The organism is Amycolatopsis sp. NPDC088138 (genome assembly GCF_044741685.1).
In the GTDB taxonomy this organism is placed as follows: Bacteria; Actinomycetota; Actinomycetes; order Mycobacteriales; family Pseudonocardiaceae; genus Amycolatopsis.
Genome location: NZ_JBIUTB010000013.1, coordinates 1 through 17,156, shown reverse-complemented (window position 1 = coordinate 17,156; position 17,156 = coordinate 1). Strand labels below are relative to the sequence as shown.

Genomic DNA, 17,156 nt, shown 5'->3' with positions numbered 1-17,156 from the left:
GCAGCTTCGCCGGCATCCTCGGCGGGCTGCTGCTCGGCGCGCACGACCCCGAGTCCGGCGAGCTGATCTACATCGGTGCCGTCGGCACCGGCTTCAGCCAGGCCGCCCGCGCCGACCTCCTGGCCCAGCTGGAACCCCATGAGCGCCGCACGCACCCGTTCGTCGTGGCGCCGCCACGGGAGGATGTCCGCGGCGCCCACTGGGTCGAACCTGAGCTGGTCGGGGAGATCGTCTTCCTGCTGGAACTCGGCGAGGTTGAACAGCACCCCTTCTGGCGGGTCGGCGCCGGGACCAACTACGTCCAGCCACGCGCGTCGCGCCGCGGCGGCGCTGTGCCCGAAGACCCAGATCCCGTGCTCACCCCTGGTTAAGAACACCAGGTGATAGACCGGTTGATGGTGCATTTGCCTACGCACTGGGACCACGACATGTTCCATGTTCGTGGCGGCGCCGAGCCGGCGCGCGTATTCGGTGACGACGGCTTCTGCCGCAGACTCCCAGTCTCCGCGCCGTGAGCTGTTGTGCGCCTCAAACGCGACTTTCCGCCACCACGGGCCGCCGCAGACGGCGTCCATCGCCTGGATCGCAGCATGGTCGAGCAAGTTTTTGTGTAGGACGCCCGCGGCGCGTCGGGTGAAGTCGGCGCTGAAGTTCAGGAGCGCTTCGGTTCGCGGCCAGCTGCTACCGCGTGCCCGCCGAAGCAGACGGTGCAGCTCGACGAACGGCAGGATCGCGCCACAGGGGTCGAGGAACAAGAACAGCGGCACTCCGCCAGCGCGGGACACGATCTCGGGCAGGTGATCCTGGACTTGGCCGTGAAACGCCTCGACCTGTAAGCCTTGGTCGCGGTACTCGGCCGCGACCGTCGACAGCCTTCGATAGTCCTGTCTGCTGCGTTCGACCAGCAGCACCTCAACTTGGGTGGATGTACGCGCGCGGTGGGCGGCCTGCAGCAACAGCTCCGCAGATGCCGGTCGTCCATCGTCGTAACGGCCGCGACCTGCGTAGCCGTCCACCACCACCGCCCGCCGACCTGGGATTTTCGACGCGGTCATCACGACGAACGGGAGGGCGTAGCCCCGTAGCAGCTCGTGCTTGAACACCGATTGAGCCTGCTGGTTGTCCAGGAGGCCAGCGCTGGTGCCTTTCGCCATAGGGAGGCCCTCCCCGCAGCCGATCTTCCGATCGTCACATGACCACGGGTAAGAACGAAGTGACGCTCCGGAATATCGCCCGCGCGGCCGAATCCACCACCTGCGAACACGTGAACGACGACGCACTCCAGGCCGTAGTTCTGAAGGAGACACGTCGGATCGCCCCGAATGGCCAGCATCAACCGGTCAGTTACTCACTGTCAGATCCTATCAACTCGCAGCCACGGTCCAGCCGTCGAGCAGGTGGAGTACTGGCGCAAAAAGACGACCGGTGCGAAGCAGGATCCTTGGCGCGCCGGACGGCAAAACTCGGCAGCCTGCCGGACTTGTTGCTCGCCCGAAAATCGCGTAGTCGACTACGTCACCTGCCGGGGCGGAGTGGTTCACTCCGTCGGTTCGGGAACCGCGAGGCCGTCGAGAAGCAGCTGCGAGATCAGGCGGGCGTGTTCCTGCGGCGGCGCGTCGCGCCTGGTGAACCAGTGGAGGAACAAGGCGTTGGTCAGCATGGCTGCGGCGTCGTAGGCCGGGATGTCCGCTCGGAACGCTCCAGCTTTCTGGGCTCGTTCGATCGTCGGTACGAGCATCTGGGGAAGATCAAGCTCCCGTTTCACCACGACGTTCATATCCGGCGACGCGGCGGTCTCGTGGGCGGCGAGCATCAGCAGCGCCTGGACGAATTCCGGGTTTTGGGTCGCCAGGTTCTCCAACCTGCCCAGGTGGCGGGTGATGGTTTCCTGCGGCGGATAGCTGAGCTTGACGTCGTCGTCGACCTGCTGGGCGAGCCGTTCGCACGGGCCGTCCAGCGCGTCGATGATGATCGCCGCTTTGGACGGGAACAACTGCCTCAGCACCGGTGACGGCACGTGAGCCCGTGCAGCGATCAAGGAGAAGGTGGTGAGGAAGTAGCCGCGTACGCCGAATTCGGTACGGGCCGCGTCGAGGATCGCCGCGCGCGGATCCTCGGGGAGCCCGTCCGGTTTCGCCGACGCGAATTTCAGCTGGACCTGTTCGGATATGGGAGCCACCACGTCGTTGATGTGTTCGTGGTTGTGGTCGGGATCGACGATCGCCGCGATGAGCGCGATGGTCAGATCGCCGAACAGGTCGTCGGGCACCGCCTCGGGGTCGAAGATCGAGCGCAGCGCCAGGCCTTCCACCAGCGCGGTCAACGCCACCGCGACGAGCTTCGAGGAGAAGGGCTTCCGCATCGAGGCGCCCCAGCTGGCCAGGATCCTTTCGTACGCCAGCATGGTGGTGTTGTCGTACCTCGCGTAGACCTCGCGCAGGCCCCTCATCGCTTCCGGGTGCTTCCGCCCCAGCAGGAAGACCGCCAATTGCGCGAGAGTGCCCGGGTCGTGCTTGACCGTCTGGAAATCCCAGTCGCACACGGCGCGCACCGTGCTGTGCAGGTCGCCTTGGGAGTCGAGCAGCACGCGGTCGATCATCGTGGAAAGCTCCGACGTCACGTCCTCCTGGACGGCGCTCAAGGACACGATGAGTTCGTCGAGGTACTTCTCCTTGCTTTGGAACACATTGAAGAAGGTGTTCTTGCTCAAACCCGCCCGCGCGGCAACGTCCTCAACCGGAATCCCACGTTCGAGGATCTTCATCCCGTCACGGAGCAGGATTTCCGCGCCCGCGTCCAACATCCGCTGACGGTTGGTGTTCGGGGAAGCCATGGAGGTACCTCCGGCGCCGGAGCGCCCATGTCGGGTGGGGAGACCTGACCTACATCGCTCTGCGCGCAAAGACTGTTGCACTGTTTGCACAATTCGCGAAGACCGTTCACACCAGCGGGTGACCTCCCGGACCAGAGGCCAGGGTTAGGCCATTGGGTCGAGGGCTGTTCGGTCAATCGGGTCTTCGTTGCTGACTGTGAGTCACCGAGGGCATGGTTGAGCGACGGGCTGTGCTCGTCGATCGACGGATCCTGTGAAGGGGTGGGCACTAATGAAGTTGTTCTCCGGGCTCTTGCTGCAGGCTCGAAAACCCCGTGTGCGCCGGACGGCAGTCTATTTCGGAGTGCTCCTGGTGACGAGTCACCTCCTCGGCGGATGTGCCGAGGATTCCGCCCCACCGCCGTCCGGTGACACCTTCGCGGACGCGCCGCAGTCAAGGTTCGTGATCGGCGCGACTGCCACCGCGAACGAGCCGGCGGTCACCCTGGGGTCGGCGGAGACCGGGCAGATCCGGGATGCGGTGAGCCAGGGCAAGGTACAGCTGACGGCCTTCGTCGGGTCTGCGACCGACCACGCGGTGCTGAACCGTGACATGTCCGTCTACTACGACGTCGACACCAAGGAGCTCGATAAGGATCCGGGCCGGCTGCAGCAGGGCTTCGACGACAACTTGAAGCCGGTGACCGCGAAGCTGAGGACCGCGGCCGGGAACCAGTCGAATCTCGATTTGCTGGGGCTGCTTGGAGTACTGGCGCACACGCCGTCACCTGCGACGCTGTTTGTGCACAGCAGCGGTCTGCAGACCGCCAGCTTGCTCGACCTGCGCGGTCCGGGGTCCGACCTGGATGTGGCGGCGACCGTCGCCGCGCTGCCGCAGGACCAGCTTCCGGACCTGACCGGCAAGCGGGTTGTCTTCGTGGGTCTGGGCCAGGTCGCGGGCCCCCAGCAACGGCTCACCGAGCTGATGCGCGCTGATGTCCGGGACCTGTGGCTCTCCGTATGCCGCAAGGCGCACGGCACCTGCGATCCGACGGTTCTCCCGACCGACGGCGGTGCGCCGGGTTCGAAGGTCGTCGTGCCGACAATTCCCGTACCCGCTTTGGTTCCGGTTACAAAGTCTGGGGACTTGAAGACCGGCCAGGTCACCACCATCGCGCTGCCGAATGGAGTCCTCTTCCGCCGGGAGAGTGCCGATTTCCTGCCCGATGCGGAACGACAGCTGCGCGCGATGGTCGGTTACTTCCAACCGGACGCCACCACCGTGCCCATCGCCGCCACGGCGATCGGTCACACCGCGCACTACGGCAAGGCGCCCGGCGCGCGAACGCTCTCCAAGCAACGAGCGAGGCGTGTCGTGGACGTCTTGGTCGCGGCCGGCGTGCGCGGTTCGTTGTTCGACGGCGCCGACCGCGTCGACGGTGTCGGCTTCGACCGGCCGGTCGTGCCCGACCTGGATGCCGCGGGGCACTTGATTGCCGAGGCCGCCGAGCAGAACCGCACCGTCATTCTCACCGTCACCCGAACCTGGAGTACCGGATGACCCTGCACGCGGAAACCCCCTCCGACTCATCGCCGATGCCCGGTGAGCCGGGTCTGCCGGCCCTGATCCTGCGCCGGAACAAGCCACCACGGGTGTCACTGTGGTACTGGCTGCGGTACCCCAGGCGCGCTTGGTGGATCACCCAGTTGATTCGTGAGGCGTTTCGCTGGCGCGGCGAGTCCAACACCCGTCCCGAAGCCCTAACCCTCGCCGAGCGTGCGGTATGCAAGCACGCCCACCAGGCGCAACGGGCCGAGATCGCCCGCATCGTGAAGCGCATCGACGGTTTGGCCGACCGTTATCAGGCGCTCCGCGCCGACGCTGCTCGTGAGCGGAGGCTGGCGCGGATCGAGCGGGACCGCCGACTGGCTCCGGCCGTGCCGGTCCCGGTATACGTCGCTGGACCGGTGTCAGTTAAACGGGCGAAGAAAGTGATCGTCCAGTGCCAGCGGAAGATTGAAGAGGACACGGGACGGGGGTACACCCGTCATCAGGACCGGCCGTCCACAGCTCGAGACGTCGCCACCTCGTCGCCGCTCGTTGTCGACATCCTCGCGTTGATGGCTGTGATCGCGAAGATCCTGAACGTCAACTTGGAGACCGCTTCCATCAAAATCCCCGAGACAGTGACCACGGTGGGCTTTTCGCTGCTCGGCGCGCTTGTGCTCGCCTTGCTGGCGCACTCGACCGGTAACGCTGCCTGGCACCTGCGCTCCGTCTCTGGCCGACTGACCGCGGAAGACGAGGAGGAGGATCCCCCGGAGGTTCGGCGAGAACCGGAGTTCCCGAACCCGAAGAATCTCTTGTACGTTAAGGCGGGCAGCCTGTTCGCGGTAAGTCTGACGACGGCAATCTCCATCGCCACGCGGATCATCCACCCCACTTCGACCTTCCACGCGGGGCCGGTCGAGTGGATGGTCGGCATCGGGCTGGGCATTTTCGCATTTCTCGCACCGTGGTTGATCGTGTGGAACCGCATGCGCTCCGGTTCGTTGGAGGTCCGCACGATCGAATCGCTCACCAAGCTGGTGCGCGACGCGGAGGCGGTCGTCACTGGTCACGAGAAGGCGGCCGTCGAGGCGGACGAGCGGGCCGCGAAGGTCCGGCAGTCGGCGGACAGGTCTCGTCTTGACGAACTGCAGGCCGCGATGGCCCCGTCCGGAGCCGCCATGCAGATCATCGATCTCGCTCGGAGCTACCACGGTCAAGCCGGCCTCCACGCGATCGATGAGAACACGCCAGTCGAACCGCCCTTCGTCTCCACGCGAAGCGTGCTGGCCACCGACACATCGGCCATCGACGAAGCGATGAAGCGGTTCGACCTCCCCGATGATGAGGAAGCGCCCGACGAGGTCGAAGGCGAGGAAGGAACTGACTGATCGTGCCGCCGAGGGAGAGCTCACCCATGAGGCTCCGCCAGGCTTGGCGTCGAGGCCCTGATAGTCAGGGCGATCCGTCCAGAGCTGAGGAGGGGTCACTCGGGCCGTATCACCCCTCCTCGGTTTACATCAGCGTCAGCATGGCGATTAGGAACACCGCCGCCACCACGTCCGTTCTGGCCAGCACGACGCTCTGAACCGCACGGAGCGCCAGCCGGACCGGGGCGAGCTGGCTCGCGGACATTTACGTGTTCGTGAGGCACGACGAGGTCGGAACGGGTTTGTCTCTGACGGCGGCGCAGTCACGGTGCCAACGGCGTCCGGTACCGCGCCCCTCGACCTGCGATGGCCGGACCACGCCAGGTAACCCTTCGAAATCGAGTTCGCTGCGCTCAGATTGCGATCAGCCGACTTTTCGTAACAGGTGATCGACGCGCGGCGACTGAAGCTGCACCCGGTTTTCGCGGGTGAGCCCAAGGTTACGGAGGTGCGATGGCAACGAAATCGCCTGCCGAGCGCCTCGGGGTGCTGCTGTTCGTCCTGGTGAGCGGTTCCTCGTGGCTTTGGTTGGCATCGAGTCCAGCAGCCGCGGCGGGTATATCGATCAGTGCTTCGCCGGAACAGGTGAACCTCGTGCCAAGCTCGACTGCTGCTGGCACTGTGTCTGTCACCAACAGCGACGCTGCTCAAGCGGTAGTCGCCATCCGTTGGGTTCCCTCGGATCAGTCGGTCCAGGTGGACATGCCCAAGACTGCCGCGAGGCTTACCGCTGGTTCCTCCGCCGTTTTCGACTTCCAGGTCACCCGGGTTGCAGAAGGGAGCGGCCTGGACTCCGCGGTGTCGTTCATCGCGACCTCCCCACGTGGTGCCGCGACCACCACGGTGACCATCAAGGTGGCCGCACACCCAGTTCTGCTTGAAGCAAAGGTCGATTCCGCAGTGGAACGGATCGACGAGAATAGGCCCGGTGCCGCTTCCCTGGCTGTGAACAACCCACGGGATACGCCAGTCAAAGTGGAATCGGTCGCGGTGAGTGCTCCTTCATCGACCACAGTCACGGTGCGGTGCCCTTCCGGACCCGATATCAGAGCCGAAGGCGGTACCACGACAAGGGCCGCGACCTGCGCATTCACTGTTCCACCGAGGGAGCAACAACTGCTCCCGATCACGTTTTCCGCTACCGAATTGGTGACACCGGGCGCACGCTCCCTCAGTTTTGTCGTGCACGCATCCGACGGGCATGGGTCCGCGGCCAGCGTCATCGCCTCCACATCATTCTCTTTGGAGGTGTTCGGGGAGTCCGAAATTCTCCAAGCGGTCGGCGTGCCGGTGTTCCTCGTTCTACCTGGCGTCGTCGCCGTGCTGGCCGCTTACGTTCTCGTTCGACGCTTTTCACCATGGCGAAGCGCGTTCACCGCTCAGGAGAGCCACGTCGGCGTCGTAAGTCAGACCGCCGTCACGGGGATTCTCGGAGTCGTGATCTCGCTCTTGCTGGCCGCGCTCTACCCTTGGCTCACCGGCAATCTCTTCCCCGGCCGTCAGCGCGACTACCGACACGCATACGGGTTCCTCGACTTCTACTACGTCCTAGCGTACGGATTCCTGCTTGGCGCTACGGCATGGCTGCTCACGCTGCTCGCGTATGCCAGCAGATTCTGCTGGCGCGCGCTCTTATTGCCTCAGCCTGGCGATCCGCCCCGGGCGTTGCTGCGCAAGCTGGGAACCCAAGGCTTCTTCACTGGTCGCTCAGCGGTGTTCCTGCGTGTTGAATTCGCGGGCATGGGTGCCGTTCTGCTGAGTGAGCAACGCAACGGGACCGTGCTGGTCGCGCCGAGGATCGTCGTCGATGCGCGGCCGTCAGGAGGTGCCCCGGACAAGGCGTGCATCGAACAGATCTCAGGGAATGGCGCGTGGGAGCTATGGCAGGAACTGCGTCTGCACCGGCGGGAAGATCTCCTGCGATACAAGCCCGGTGACGTTGTGACAGTCGCTGAAGTTCCGAAAGAGGGCACCACGCCGTCCGCCTCGAAGGTCCCACTCATCGAAGCTGCGCCCGGCAGTTGAACCACAACATAGAACGAGCGGCCGGCGAACCGGCCGCCCCCTCACCGTAGTGAGTAGTCGACGACATTGTACAGGAGAACGATGACCACCGTCCAACACGCGATGTTCACGGTGAGCTGGACATCGACTTTTCCGTCGGTACTCGCGGAGCAAACCGGCCGACTGGCGACTCGTTCCGGCTACGCGAACGTCTTCGCGGATCGCGGAAGGCTGCTCGGCATGCCCTGGGACTCGGCACTCGACCGTCCGAGCTGGAGCAGGTTCTGGTCCTCCTATCTCGGCAGCCCCCGCGCCCTGCGGAAGCTGGGTACCGACCCGAGTTGGGAACACGACTCGGCCTGGGAGCACGTGATCCCATTCCAAATGTGGCATCAGCCCGCGCTGCTCGGGCCGGTCGACGCCGTCGCGCGCTCCCGCGTGCTGCTCTACCCTGCCGCCATCTCGGTGACCATCGCCGTCAACGCAACGGGGAGTTGGCGGGTCGACGAGCTCGCTGACGGGATCGCGGCGTTGTACTCGGGTCGCCATTGGGGTGCGCCAGGGTCAGCGGAGACCACCCGCACGCTGCAAGGAATCGCCACCGACCTACGCGATGATGCTGCGACGTTCTTAGCCGGTACCGGGGACCCAGCTCCCGAAGCCAGGCCGGACGTCGTACACACTGTCGCCGCGCCGGTCGCCGGCGTCGGGTCAGCCGACTCGCTTAGTCTGAACGACCCGCACGTGCAAGCATGCGTCGCGGGCTTGGCGAGCCTTGGGCCGCCTGGTGAGTTCGACAGCGTGAAGTTACTTGGTGTCAACAGCAACGCGAACCGCGGTGCACGCGCGTACGTGCTGAAAGACGGGCACGCGCTCTGGCATCCCGCACGCATCCTCCATCCGGGCGATGCTCTCGTCTGTCTCGTCCGCAACCACACCGACCTTGCGGTACAGATCGAAGCCCTCGCTGGCATCGTCGATTGGTCCGCTGACTGGATATCCCAGGGCAAGGCGGTCCCGCTGGCGATCCAGCCCTTGATCCGGGTGATCCTGAACCGGTTGCGTGTCCTGCATCTGGGGAACGGCAAGAGGACTTACCGCAGCGAGATCGCGCGGCTACGGATCGACCCGTTGCTCCCGGCGGTGGAAGCCGTCGAGCGCGCCATTTAGCCGTGCGACGGCGTGCTTGTTGCACGCATCACTTGGTCGACTACCTCACGTGCCGCGTCGGGATCTTCGTCGCACAACTGCCGAAACCGTCGGGCGCATGCGGCGTGCGGACTCCTAGAGGAACACAGCCGATCGAGCATTTGCTTCGCGAGCGGGTCAGGCCTCCCGTTCGTGGTCTGAAGATGGCCCACCCAGACACCGAACACCACGAGATGCCGCTCCCTGATGAGGTCTTCGTTCGCCAACCCGAGGACATCGATCGTGACGAGCGCTCGTTCCCGCTCGAGTTCGGTTATCCCCGCCGGAACGGGGATCACGCCGTCCCAGCCGATCAGCTCCTCCGGATCGGGCTCGTGCGGATCAGCCGGGTTGACCAGGTACGGCTGTTCCTCCGCCAACGCCTGTTCGTCGGTCGTCGTGAGCTGACGCGCGCGGCGCGTGGGGAACATGCTTTTCTTCTGCCGGTTATTGCACCGCCGGCAGGCGACCACGTAGTTACGCGGGTCGTAGGCAAGTAGGTAGTAGCCCACTCTAGACGAGCCACCGCCGTCCTGGAGCTCGCCTGTGCCCTGCCACGCGTCGACCCGGCCCTTTGGCCGAAAGTGGTCCACCGTGGAGTCGTCGCCGGATGACCCGAGAGGACGTTCGCAGTACCCGCACTTGCCGAGCTGGATGCGCACCAGCACGTGCGTTATCTTCTGCCAGAACTTATCGGCATCTTTATGGTATCCGGCTTGCTCGTTCTGAGTCTTCAGCAAAGCGGCGCGGGTCAGCCAGTCTGATACGGCTTCATCGATGCGAGCCAGCAGCTCAGAGCACGGGATTGCCACACGGATCATCGTCCGGAGTCCTCTAGCGGGAGACTCTCGGCCAGAGCCCTAAGGTAACGGTTCCGGTCTTCGGGTCCACCCTTAACTGCACGCCGCGCCAAGTCTTCAAGCGATCGCGCGACGTCGGGAGAACGCGTCGTCGTGAGTTCGAAGTAGGAGCTGAGGAGAACTTGCTCGGCGTTGAGCCCGTGCACTTCTGCGGGAATGCGCTCCAGGGTCGAGGCAGATGATGCGTCAGCAACCTTCGCCACACAGATGTTCGCAGCTTCGAGTGTTCCGGCGACCAAGGGACTGTGGGACGTGAAGATGAACTGGACCTTCGGGAACATCCGGCTGATGGTCGGTACCACCACGCGCTGCCAGGCCGGATGCAGCAGAAGGTCGATCTCGTCGACCAGCACGATGCCACCGGTCTCCCGCAACGACAGGGGTTCCGGCGTCACGGCGCTGAGGTGGAACATCAGGTCGCCGAGCCATCCGAGGTAGGAACGGAAGCCGTCTGAAAGTGCTCGGAACGGTATCTCCACCCCACGGTGGGCGAAGACCGGCTCGTCACCTGCGTACGACCCGAGGAACTTCGCGTTTCGAGGGAGGAGCCGGTCGAGAAGCTCCCGGACTTCCCGCTGCCGGATGCTGCCGCTCGCAGGCAGCCATCCACCGAACGGGACGAGTGAGATGCTCTCGTCGAAGAGGCTCGATACCCGCTGATAGCGCCGCCGGCGACGACCGCGCTCCATCGAAGGATCAGAGCGGGACTCGTCCGCCACTCGCCGATTCACGCCGTAACCGACGACGAAAAACGACGTGGAAGACTCGTCGAACAAGTCCTGCCAGTACGGGCCGTCGGTCTCGCTGTGCAACTCCTCGAGGTCCCCCCGTCGCTGGACGGCAACTTCGCTCAGAAGCACTTCGGGCCGCCGGGGGCCGCCGAAAGCAAGCGCCCCGGTCGCGACTGCGGCCTTCTGCCCCTCGCGCACCATGCGATATGGAACTAGCCCGGAACTCGCGAGGACCGGGCCCAAGGCGACCATCGCCGCGGCACGTAGCACGGTGGACTTCCCAGATCCGTTGTCGCCTAACAGCAAGTTCACGTTCTGCATCCGGACATTGCGCCCTTCGCCCGGGAAGCGGAGGGAGAGACTGACCTCCGGAAAGCATCGCATGTTGGAAATATGCAAATCAGTCAAGTAGAGGAACGGCGCAGGCGATCGCTCCTCAGGCAGACGTGGCTTGACCTTGCTCAGTGACTTCCCGGGAGGGTGAACCGGTTCAGCTGCCTGCAAGTCCTCCAGCCGCGTTCTCGACCGATTTCTGGCTCGCTGCCGGCGGAGGATGGGAATCAGGCGAGCCGAGACGACCGACATCGCGGCGACCCCGCTCAGGAAGAACGTGACGTATCGCCCCACTTCCGCCCAATTGAAGCTCATCTCGCTCGCCAAGGATCGACCATGGTGACAAGTGTAAGTCCGACCGTATCGATCCCGGCTAACTACCGGCGCGGCCGCCAGTGGATTCGGGCGCCGACGGCGAGAAGTGCGATCCCTGACGCCGCCGAGCACGAAGGCGAACGCGAAGCGGGTTCGGCTTTCACCGTCTGGAAGCGACTGGTCCACCCTTTGCCGCCACGACGGTTGCGGCCGCTGGACCACGCCCCCACCTAAGGTCCCAAGCGGTCGTCGAACACGACGTCGCCCGCGTTCGGGCTCCAGCGGCAGATCGCATGCAGGTTGCTGACGAGCAGGTAAACGTGGGTGGGAGCGGAGTCAGCCCACACTTGGCGAGGTGGGGATGAGTTAGGTCAGGTCGATGTCGTTCATGACCGATCCGAGCGGCTGCCGTGCGGACGGACCACTCCCCGGCTCTGCATATCGCCAGTTGGGACAAGTGAGGCGCCCAGGCGAGGCACGTACTCGGATCCATGAACCACGTCGCACTGCTCGGAGAGTTTCTCAGAATGCGGCGCTCGCAGCTTCACCCCGAGGACGTCGGCGTGCGGTCCCGCCGGCTGGTCTGCGCGGCCAACCGGCGCTGTCGGTACAGCGTTCCGGCCAAGTTACGAGATCTTGTGACGATCGGGCGCTGATCGGCGACATACAAGCTGTAGCCGGAGGAGCTCGGGCATGGCGGCACCGAGAGGAGCTTGCTCATGGGGCCGGAAATTGTAGCTGCGGTCGGCTTTCTGATCGCTTGGGCGGTCGGAAAAGCACGCCGGGTTGGCAAGCAGGTCGACGATGTTGCCGATCAGGTCGTCGACGCGGCATCGACGCGCCTGCGCGAGGTCCTACTGCGAAAACTGAGCGCGGATTCCGCACTACGGCAGCTGGAGTTGGAAGCCGAGTCGGGCGACGTCCGCGACCGGACTACACAGCGGGTGACGCTGTCGCTGACGGACGCGGTCGAACAGGACACCGTGTTCGCCACCAAGCTGCGATCCGCGCTGGCCGACGCACGCGGCAGCGGTGTCACGTTCACCACGTCGGACCGGATTGTGGTAAACGGACCGGTCACCGCGAGCGGACACGGCCACGGTATCGCGTTTGGCGTAGTCGGAGGCGACGCGCACATCAGGCAGGCCCCGAACCCTCACCAGCCGGACCGGGCCTAGTGCACCCCGGCACCGGAGCCATCGACGCTCCTTCCCCGTCTTGGCAGATCGAAGCCTCCTACGGCGCCTTCGCCACGGGCATAGTCAATGGGAACGTGACCGTCAACCAGGCCACAGCACCGCGCACCGCAGCCATGGTCACCGCGATCACCGCCGGTACCCGGGATCCAGGTGAGCTGTTCATCGGCCGTGACACGCAGATCGGGCAACTACCGGTGCTGCTGGCCTCTGTTCCACGGGATTCTCGGTGGCCGGTGGTGTCGGCGGTGGCAGGGATGGGCGGTGTCGGCAAAACGGCCCTGGCTCGCCGCATCGCGTCGATCGCCGCCCACAAAGAATGGTTCGCCGGCGGCATTGCGTGGGTAAATCTGCGCGGTTACGACCTTGAGGACGACCACGTCCACCCCGAGCAGGTGTTTGGGCCGGTGTTGCGACTGCTCGGTGTGCGCGGAGAGGACATCCCGACCTCGCCCGATGACCAGGCGACGGTCTACCACCATGTCCTCAACAAGCTCGGTGATGCAGGCCGACGAGTGCTGCTGGTCCTGGACAACGCCGCCGCCGGACAGCAAGTGCTGCGCTGCTCCCGCGACACCGGGCCCACCGAGTCCTGGTCACCACCCGAGACTCGCTGAGCCTTGCGTCCTCTCACCGTCTCGAACTCGAGGTTCTGCACACCGACGACGCCAGACAGATGCTGTACGACATTCTCACCCTGCGCCAGCCCGACGACCCACGGATCACTGAGGTCCACCAGGAGGCAGCGCTGCAACTGGTGGCGATATGCGGAGCGCTTCCGCTTGCCGTGGAAGTTACGGCGTCGATCCTGGCTAACGATCTCGCCTTGACGATCGGCAAGCTACTCTCGGAATTGATTGCAGCGGAGGGGGAAGGCGTACATCACGCCCACCACGCCGAGAAGTCTTTGACAACGGTGTTCGATGTGTCGTGGCGGCGGCTGCAAGCACGGGCGCCGGAGGCGGCGACGCTCCTGCCGTTGCTGACTCTCAACCCCGGCCCCGACTTCCATAACTACACTGTGGCGGCTATCGCCGGCGTTCCAGAACCAAGGGTTGCCCCCAGCTTCGCGTGCTACGCGAGGCGAGCCTGCTGCGGCAGGTGGGGGCACGGGGTGGTCGCTGCATGACCTGATCCGCCTGCACGCGCGCGAGCTGCTCGACGATGCTCGCCGAGGCCCGGCGCTGGACCGGATGCTGGAGCACTATTCCCGGGCAGCCCAAGCTGCGGACAGTCAAACCTATGCCCTGATGGGCGGCGAGGAGACCGGCCGCTTCGGCAGCCGCGACGAGGCACTGCGCTGGTTCCAGGCTGAACGCGTCAATTTGACCGCCGCGGTCCCGCTCGCCCTCAGCACCGGCCACTACGAGCACACCTTCGCCATCGCAGGAAGCCTGAGCCCATACCTTCAGCAGTGTCGGTACCTCAATGATTGGGCGTCGATCAGCGTAGACGCTCGCCACGCGGCTGATCGCATCAGCAACGATGCCGCGCGCGCATCGGCGTGGAGGAGCCTCGGACTCGTCTGGGCCGAGTTGCGGAGATTCGACGACGCGATCATTGCCCACCAGGAGTGCATCTCCGGCTGCCAGGAGATCGGCCACCGCCAGGGCGAAGGTGCAGCCTGGCACAACCTCGGGCGTGCTCTGCTGGAACTACGGCGATTCAATGACGCGATCGCCGCCCAGCAGCAGGCCCTGGCCATCTTCGGGGAACTTGGCAACCGCCACAACGAAAGCTCAGCACTGAGCAATATCGGGCTCGCCTTGAGGCTGTCAGGCAGAGCAGACGAGGCAGTGACTGCTTATCGACAGCACTTGGCCATCTGCCGAGACCTCGGCGACCGTGAAGGCGAAGTTCAAGCACTAGTCGAACTCGGGATCGCGTTCGTCCAGCTGAGACAGGCAGAAAACGCGATCACCGTCCGCCAAGAAGCTATCACCATCTTGGAAGAACTCGGCGACGCCTGCGACGCAGGCGAAGCGTTGAATAACTTGGGGTTGGCACAGATGGGACGGGGAAGGTTCGATGACGCGGTGACATCCTTTCAGAAATCTGCCGTCATCTTCAAAGAACTCGGCGAACGTCATGCCGAAGGCTTGATACTGGATCATCTCGGGGCCGCATATTATCAGTCTGAACAATTCGCTAATGCGATCTTTGCCCACCGCAAAGCTACAGTTATCCTCGACGAGGTTGCCGACCACCACAATGCGGGCGAGGCAGTTGAAAATACCGGGGTCGCCCTACAGGGATTAGAAATGTTTGAGGACACAATCGCTTACCACGAGCTCTCAGCCGATATCTTCAGGAAGCTCGGCGACCGCTCCAACGAAGCCCGAGCACTGGACAACCTCGGATACTCCCTGCGCAAAGTTGAGTTATTCGACGACGCGGTCACAGTCTCAGGCCGAGCTGTCGCTATCTTCCAAAAAATCGGCGATCACCACACGGAAGGCTTGACGCTGAACCGGCTCGGATTGATGTTTCTTGCCGCGGGGCGAAAAGATGAGGCGAGGAAAGCTACCGAAAATGCGATTGCCGCATTCCAGGAGACCGGAGACGTCGAGGATGAACGCATGGTCGGGCGGTGGCGGCGCCGGTTGCTGTAGTTCGGCAACACCGGCCACGGTCGAACCTGAGGTTCGCCGGACATACGGCGTACTGGTGTTCTTTGACAAACAATCTCCGGCGTGTCAGACCACCCACGGACACTACCTCGATTGAGTCCCACGCTACACACGCTCAGCATAATCTCGCGGCTTGCTTGCTGCAGCCCGCGACAACTGCCGAAGGACTCAAGTCGAGCGGCGAACTCTCGGCTTGCAACCTTCCGGCGCCGATGGAGCACCTGCCGGTCGCCAGACCATCGTCCGACCAACGGTTAGCCTCAGACGAGGAGACCTGATCGAACAGTGGCGAAAGAGTCACCCGCGCCTCCTCGCCACACGTGGCCACCCCGTCCACGCCACGTGGGCCCACACCCACGGACTTCAGCCGCAGGCAGGCGACACACGCGACTCAGATGTGTTCTACGCCACTTCACGCGGCTCCCCCGCGATTCATTTCGTGACCCGAAACTGTGTAGAACAGCGTTACTTCTGGGGTCACATGAGGCAACCGTGAGGCTATAGTGGCTGGTAGAGACCTTGGACGACACCGTCACCCACTCTCCTAAGGCGGTCGTCAGAGGGTCGAATCCCTGCGCAGGACATTGTCGACCTTGAATTTGTGCGGCCTCCTCAGAGAGGCCCTCCCACGCCGAGAACACGTGGATGCAGGATGTCGAGAACATGGAGTGGCGCCGAGGCCGATACGCCTGAATGCACTGCAGAATCTGAGCCAGCGATTGGTAGCTTCTCAGTTGGTGTTCCCCAGTCAGCGGATCGGATCGTCTCCGCACTAGCTCTACCCGCTCGAAAGCGAAGCCTGGACGCTGTCGTTCCCTTGCCAATAGCAGATCTCGGACCTTTGGTGGACGGCAGCTCTGTCATCTTCAGTTTGGCTCGAGTCGGCGGAAACGGCGTGGTGGCGGCGCGGGTGGCTCTGGAACAGCTGGGCTGGGCCGTCGGCTTGCCGATTCAACTCGCAGTGTCTTAGGGCCTGCTCGTCGTAACACCGTGCGCCACGCGAGGGCTGGGGTCCGTACCTCCGAAGATGAGCCTAACTCTGCCCGCCCGGTTACGTGCACAGTGCCGGATACGCCCTGGCGACCAGGTCCTGCTCGCGGCCCTGCCGGAGCACGATCTCCTGGTCGTCTACCCACAACATGTCCTGCATGAGATGGTCACCACCTATCACGCCGACCTGGCGAGCACACCACATCGGACAGCCGACTGAAGGCGGGCGCGGCGGCTTGCCGCCGCGCCCACCGACCATCACTACGCCTCGTCCCGCGCAGTCCTCGCGGGTGCAAGCGGGTGCGATCCCCCCGTCAGCGCTGCGAGAGCCTCGGCCACCTCGCTGATGTCAGCCTTCACGTAGCTGGTGGTGGTCAGGTCACCGCCTGACTCGGCGTGCCCGGCATAGGCGCGAGCGACGCCATGCCGAAGTTGCGCTCCACCCACGTCAGAGTGGTATGGCGGAGCCAGTGGGCACTGACCTGCAGAGCCCTGGCCCAGTCCAGCTCGTTCTGAACCCGGCCAAAGATGTAGTCGTAGCGACGGTAGGTAATCGGCTTTCCGCTGCTGTAGCGCAGCAACTGGCCTTGCGGGTCGCCGTTACCGCGTTCCTCGTTGTGGGCGATGAGGTGACGCATCAGGGTGGGCGAGACGGGCTGCCAGCGCTCGGTCTCGCCTTTCTCCCGCAACAGGACCGTGCATTGCCTGCGGTCCAGATCACGGGGCCGCAGGGCGAGGGCACCGCCGCGGCGGCAGGCGCTCTCCTCGTGCAGGCGGCAGATCAGCGAGTCGAGTTCCGGGTCATCGCCGGTGCTGGCCACGACGTCGTTCAGCTCGCTCAGCCGGTTGCCTGCCAGGGCACGGCGGGTCGATGCATTGCGGCGTGGTTTGGTGACGCGCATGGCGGGGTTGCGGCGTTCGTCGAGCCGTCCGTCGTTGACGAGGTGTTTGTAGAGGCAGCGCATGGCCGCGATGAAGTTCTCCGCCGCGTTGCGTCCGCCGCGGGAGTTCCGCCGGACCCGTGCGGTGCTGCGGACCGTTTCGGCCATGGTCTTGATTTCGCTGGCGATGATGGTGTCCATGCGCCGGTCACCCCATTGAGCTTCGGCCTTGTTCCA

13 protein-coding genes and 1 pseudogene are annotated in these 17,156 nt (G+C 64.5%); 9 read left to right on the top strand and 5 right to left on the bottom strand.

The genetic code is table 11. The annotated features are described in order from the left end of the window. The first annotated feature begins 14 nt into the window (after window positions 1-14). Window positions 15-371 (top strand): hypothetical protein, encoded by a 357-nt coding sequence (locus tag ACIOD2_RS49515; RefSeq protein WP_400553168.1) that lies wholly within the window; start codon window positions 15-17, stop codon window positions 369-371. A 12-nt stretch (window positions 372-383) separates the two neighbouring features. Here the strand turns inward: ACIOD2_RS49515 and tcmP are convergent. Together tcmP and ACIOD2_RS49505 are read right to left on the bottom strand one after the other, a co-directional pair. Beyond that, window positions 384-1,055 (bottom strand): annotated as a pseudogene (gene tcmP, locus ACIOD2_RS49510) (three-Cys-motif partner protein TcmP); the annotation flags it as partial. 482 nt (window positions 1,056-1,537) lie between these two features. After that, a complete protein-coding gene (locus ACIOD2_RS49505) occupies window positions 1,538-2,833 on the bottom strand; it encodes a TetR family transcriptional regulator (RefSeq protein ID WP_400553079.1) in 1,296 nt (431 codons plus the stop codon). A gap of 271 nt (window positions 2,834-3,104) precedes the next feature. On the opposite strand from ACIOD2_RS49505, the gene ACIOD2_RS49500 reads away from it, so the two are divergent. The 4 genes from ACIOD2_RS49500 to ACIOD2_RS49485 all read left to right on the top strand — a co-directional run bounded on the left by ACIOD2_RS49500 (window position 3,105) and on the right by ACIOD2_RS49485 (window position 8,965). Next, window positions 3,105-4,373 carry an OmpA family protein gene (locus tag ACIOD2_RS49500; protein ID WP_400553078.1) on the top strand — a complete coding sequence of 423 codons (1,269 nt, stop codon included), beginning with the start codon at window positions 3,105-3,107 and terminating at the stop codon, window positions 4,371-4,373. Then, entirely contained in the window at window positions 4,370-5,752 is a 1,383-nt protein-coding gene (locus ACIOD2_RS49495) for a hypothetical protein (RefSeq protein ID WP_400553077.1), read from the top strand. The genes ACIOD2_RS49500 and ACIOD2_RS49495 overlap by 4 nt, the downstream gene beginning before the upstream one ends. Before the next feature lie 492 nt (window positions 5,753-6,244). Next, window positions 6,245-7,816, top strand: coding sequence for a hypothetical protein (locus ACIOD2_RS49490; RefSeq protein ID WP_400553076.1), 1,572 nt, complete (start codon window positions 6,245-6,247; stop codon window positions 7,814-7,816). Window positions 7,817-7,897: 81 nt separating this feature from the next. Then, a complete protein-coding gene (locus ACIOD2_RS49485; RefSeq protein ID WP_400553075.1) occupies window positions 7,898-8,965 on the top strand; it encodes a hypothetical protein in 1,068 nt (355 codons plus the stop codon). Here ACIOD2_RS49485 and ACIOD2_RS49480 read toward each other — a convergent pair. Together ACIOD2_RS49480 and ACIOD2_RS49475 are read right to left on the bottom strand one after the other, a co-directional pair. Then, a complete protein-coding gene (locus ACIOD2_RS49480) occupies window positions 8,962-9,804 on the bottom strand; it encodes a hypothetical protein (RefSeq protein ID WP_400553074.1) in 843 nt (280 codons plus the stop codon). The genes ACIOD2_RS49485 and ACIOD2_RS49480 overlap by 4 nt on opposite strands. After that, window positions 9,801-11,234, bottom strand: coding sequence for an AAA family ATPase (locus ACIOD2_RS49475; RefSeq protein WP_400553073.1), 1,434 nt, complete (start codon window positions 11,232-11,234; stop codon window positions 9,801-9,803). Before ACIOD2_RS49475 ends, ACIOD2_RS49480 begins: the two co-directional genes overlap by 4 nt. A 707-nt stretch (window positions 11,235-11,941) precedes the next feature. Between ACIOD2_RS49475 and ACIOD2_RS49470 the strand changes: the two genes are divergently transcribed. From ACIOD2_RS49470 to ACIOD2_RS49455, 4 genes are all read left to right on the top strand, one after another. Further along, a complete protein-coding gene (locus ACIOD2_RS49470; RefSeq protein WP_400553072.1) occupies window positions 11,942-12,400 on the top strand; it encodes a hypothetical protein in 459 nt (152 codons plus the stop codon). A gap of 95 nt (window positions 12,401-12,495) precedes the next feature. Then, entirely contained in the window at window positions 12,496-13,035 is a 540-nt protein-coding gene (locus ACIOD2_RS49465; protein ID WP_400553071.1) for an NB-ARC domain-containing protein, read from the top strand. Window positions 13,036-13,094: 59 nt separating this feature from the next. Then, on the top strand, window positions 13,095-13,547 hold the full coding sequence (locus ACIOD2_RS49460) for a hypothetical protein (RefSeq protein ID WP_400553070.1): 453 nt from the start codon (window positions 13,095-13,097) through the stop codon (window positions 13,545-13,547). 64 nt (window positions 13,548-13,611) lie between these two features. Further along, window positions 13,612-15,030 carry a tetratricopeptide repeat protein gene (locus tag ACIOD2_RS49455; RefSeq protein WP_400553069.1) on the top strand — a complete coding sequence of 473 codons (1,419 nt, stop codon included), beginning with the start codon at window positions 13,612-13,614 and terminating at the stop codon, window positions 15,028-15,030. Between the two features lie 1,382 nt (window positions 15,031-16,412). Here ACIOD2_RS49455 and ACIOD2_RS49450 read toward each other — a convergent pair. Then, window positions 16,413-17,156, bottom strand: a 744-nt coding sequence (locus tag ACIOD2_RS49450; protein ID WP_400553068.1) for a tyrosine-type recombinase/integrase, incomplete at its 5' end; no start/stop codon positions are given.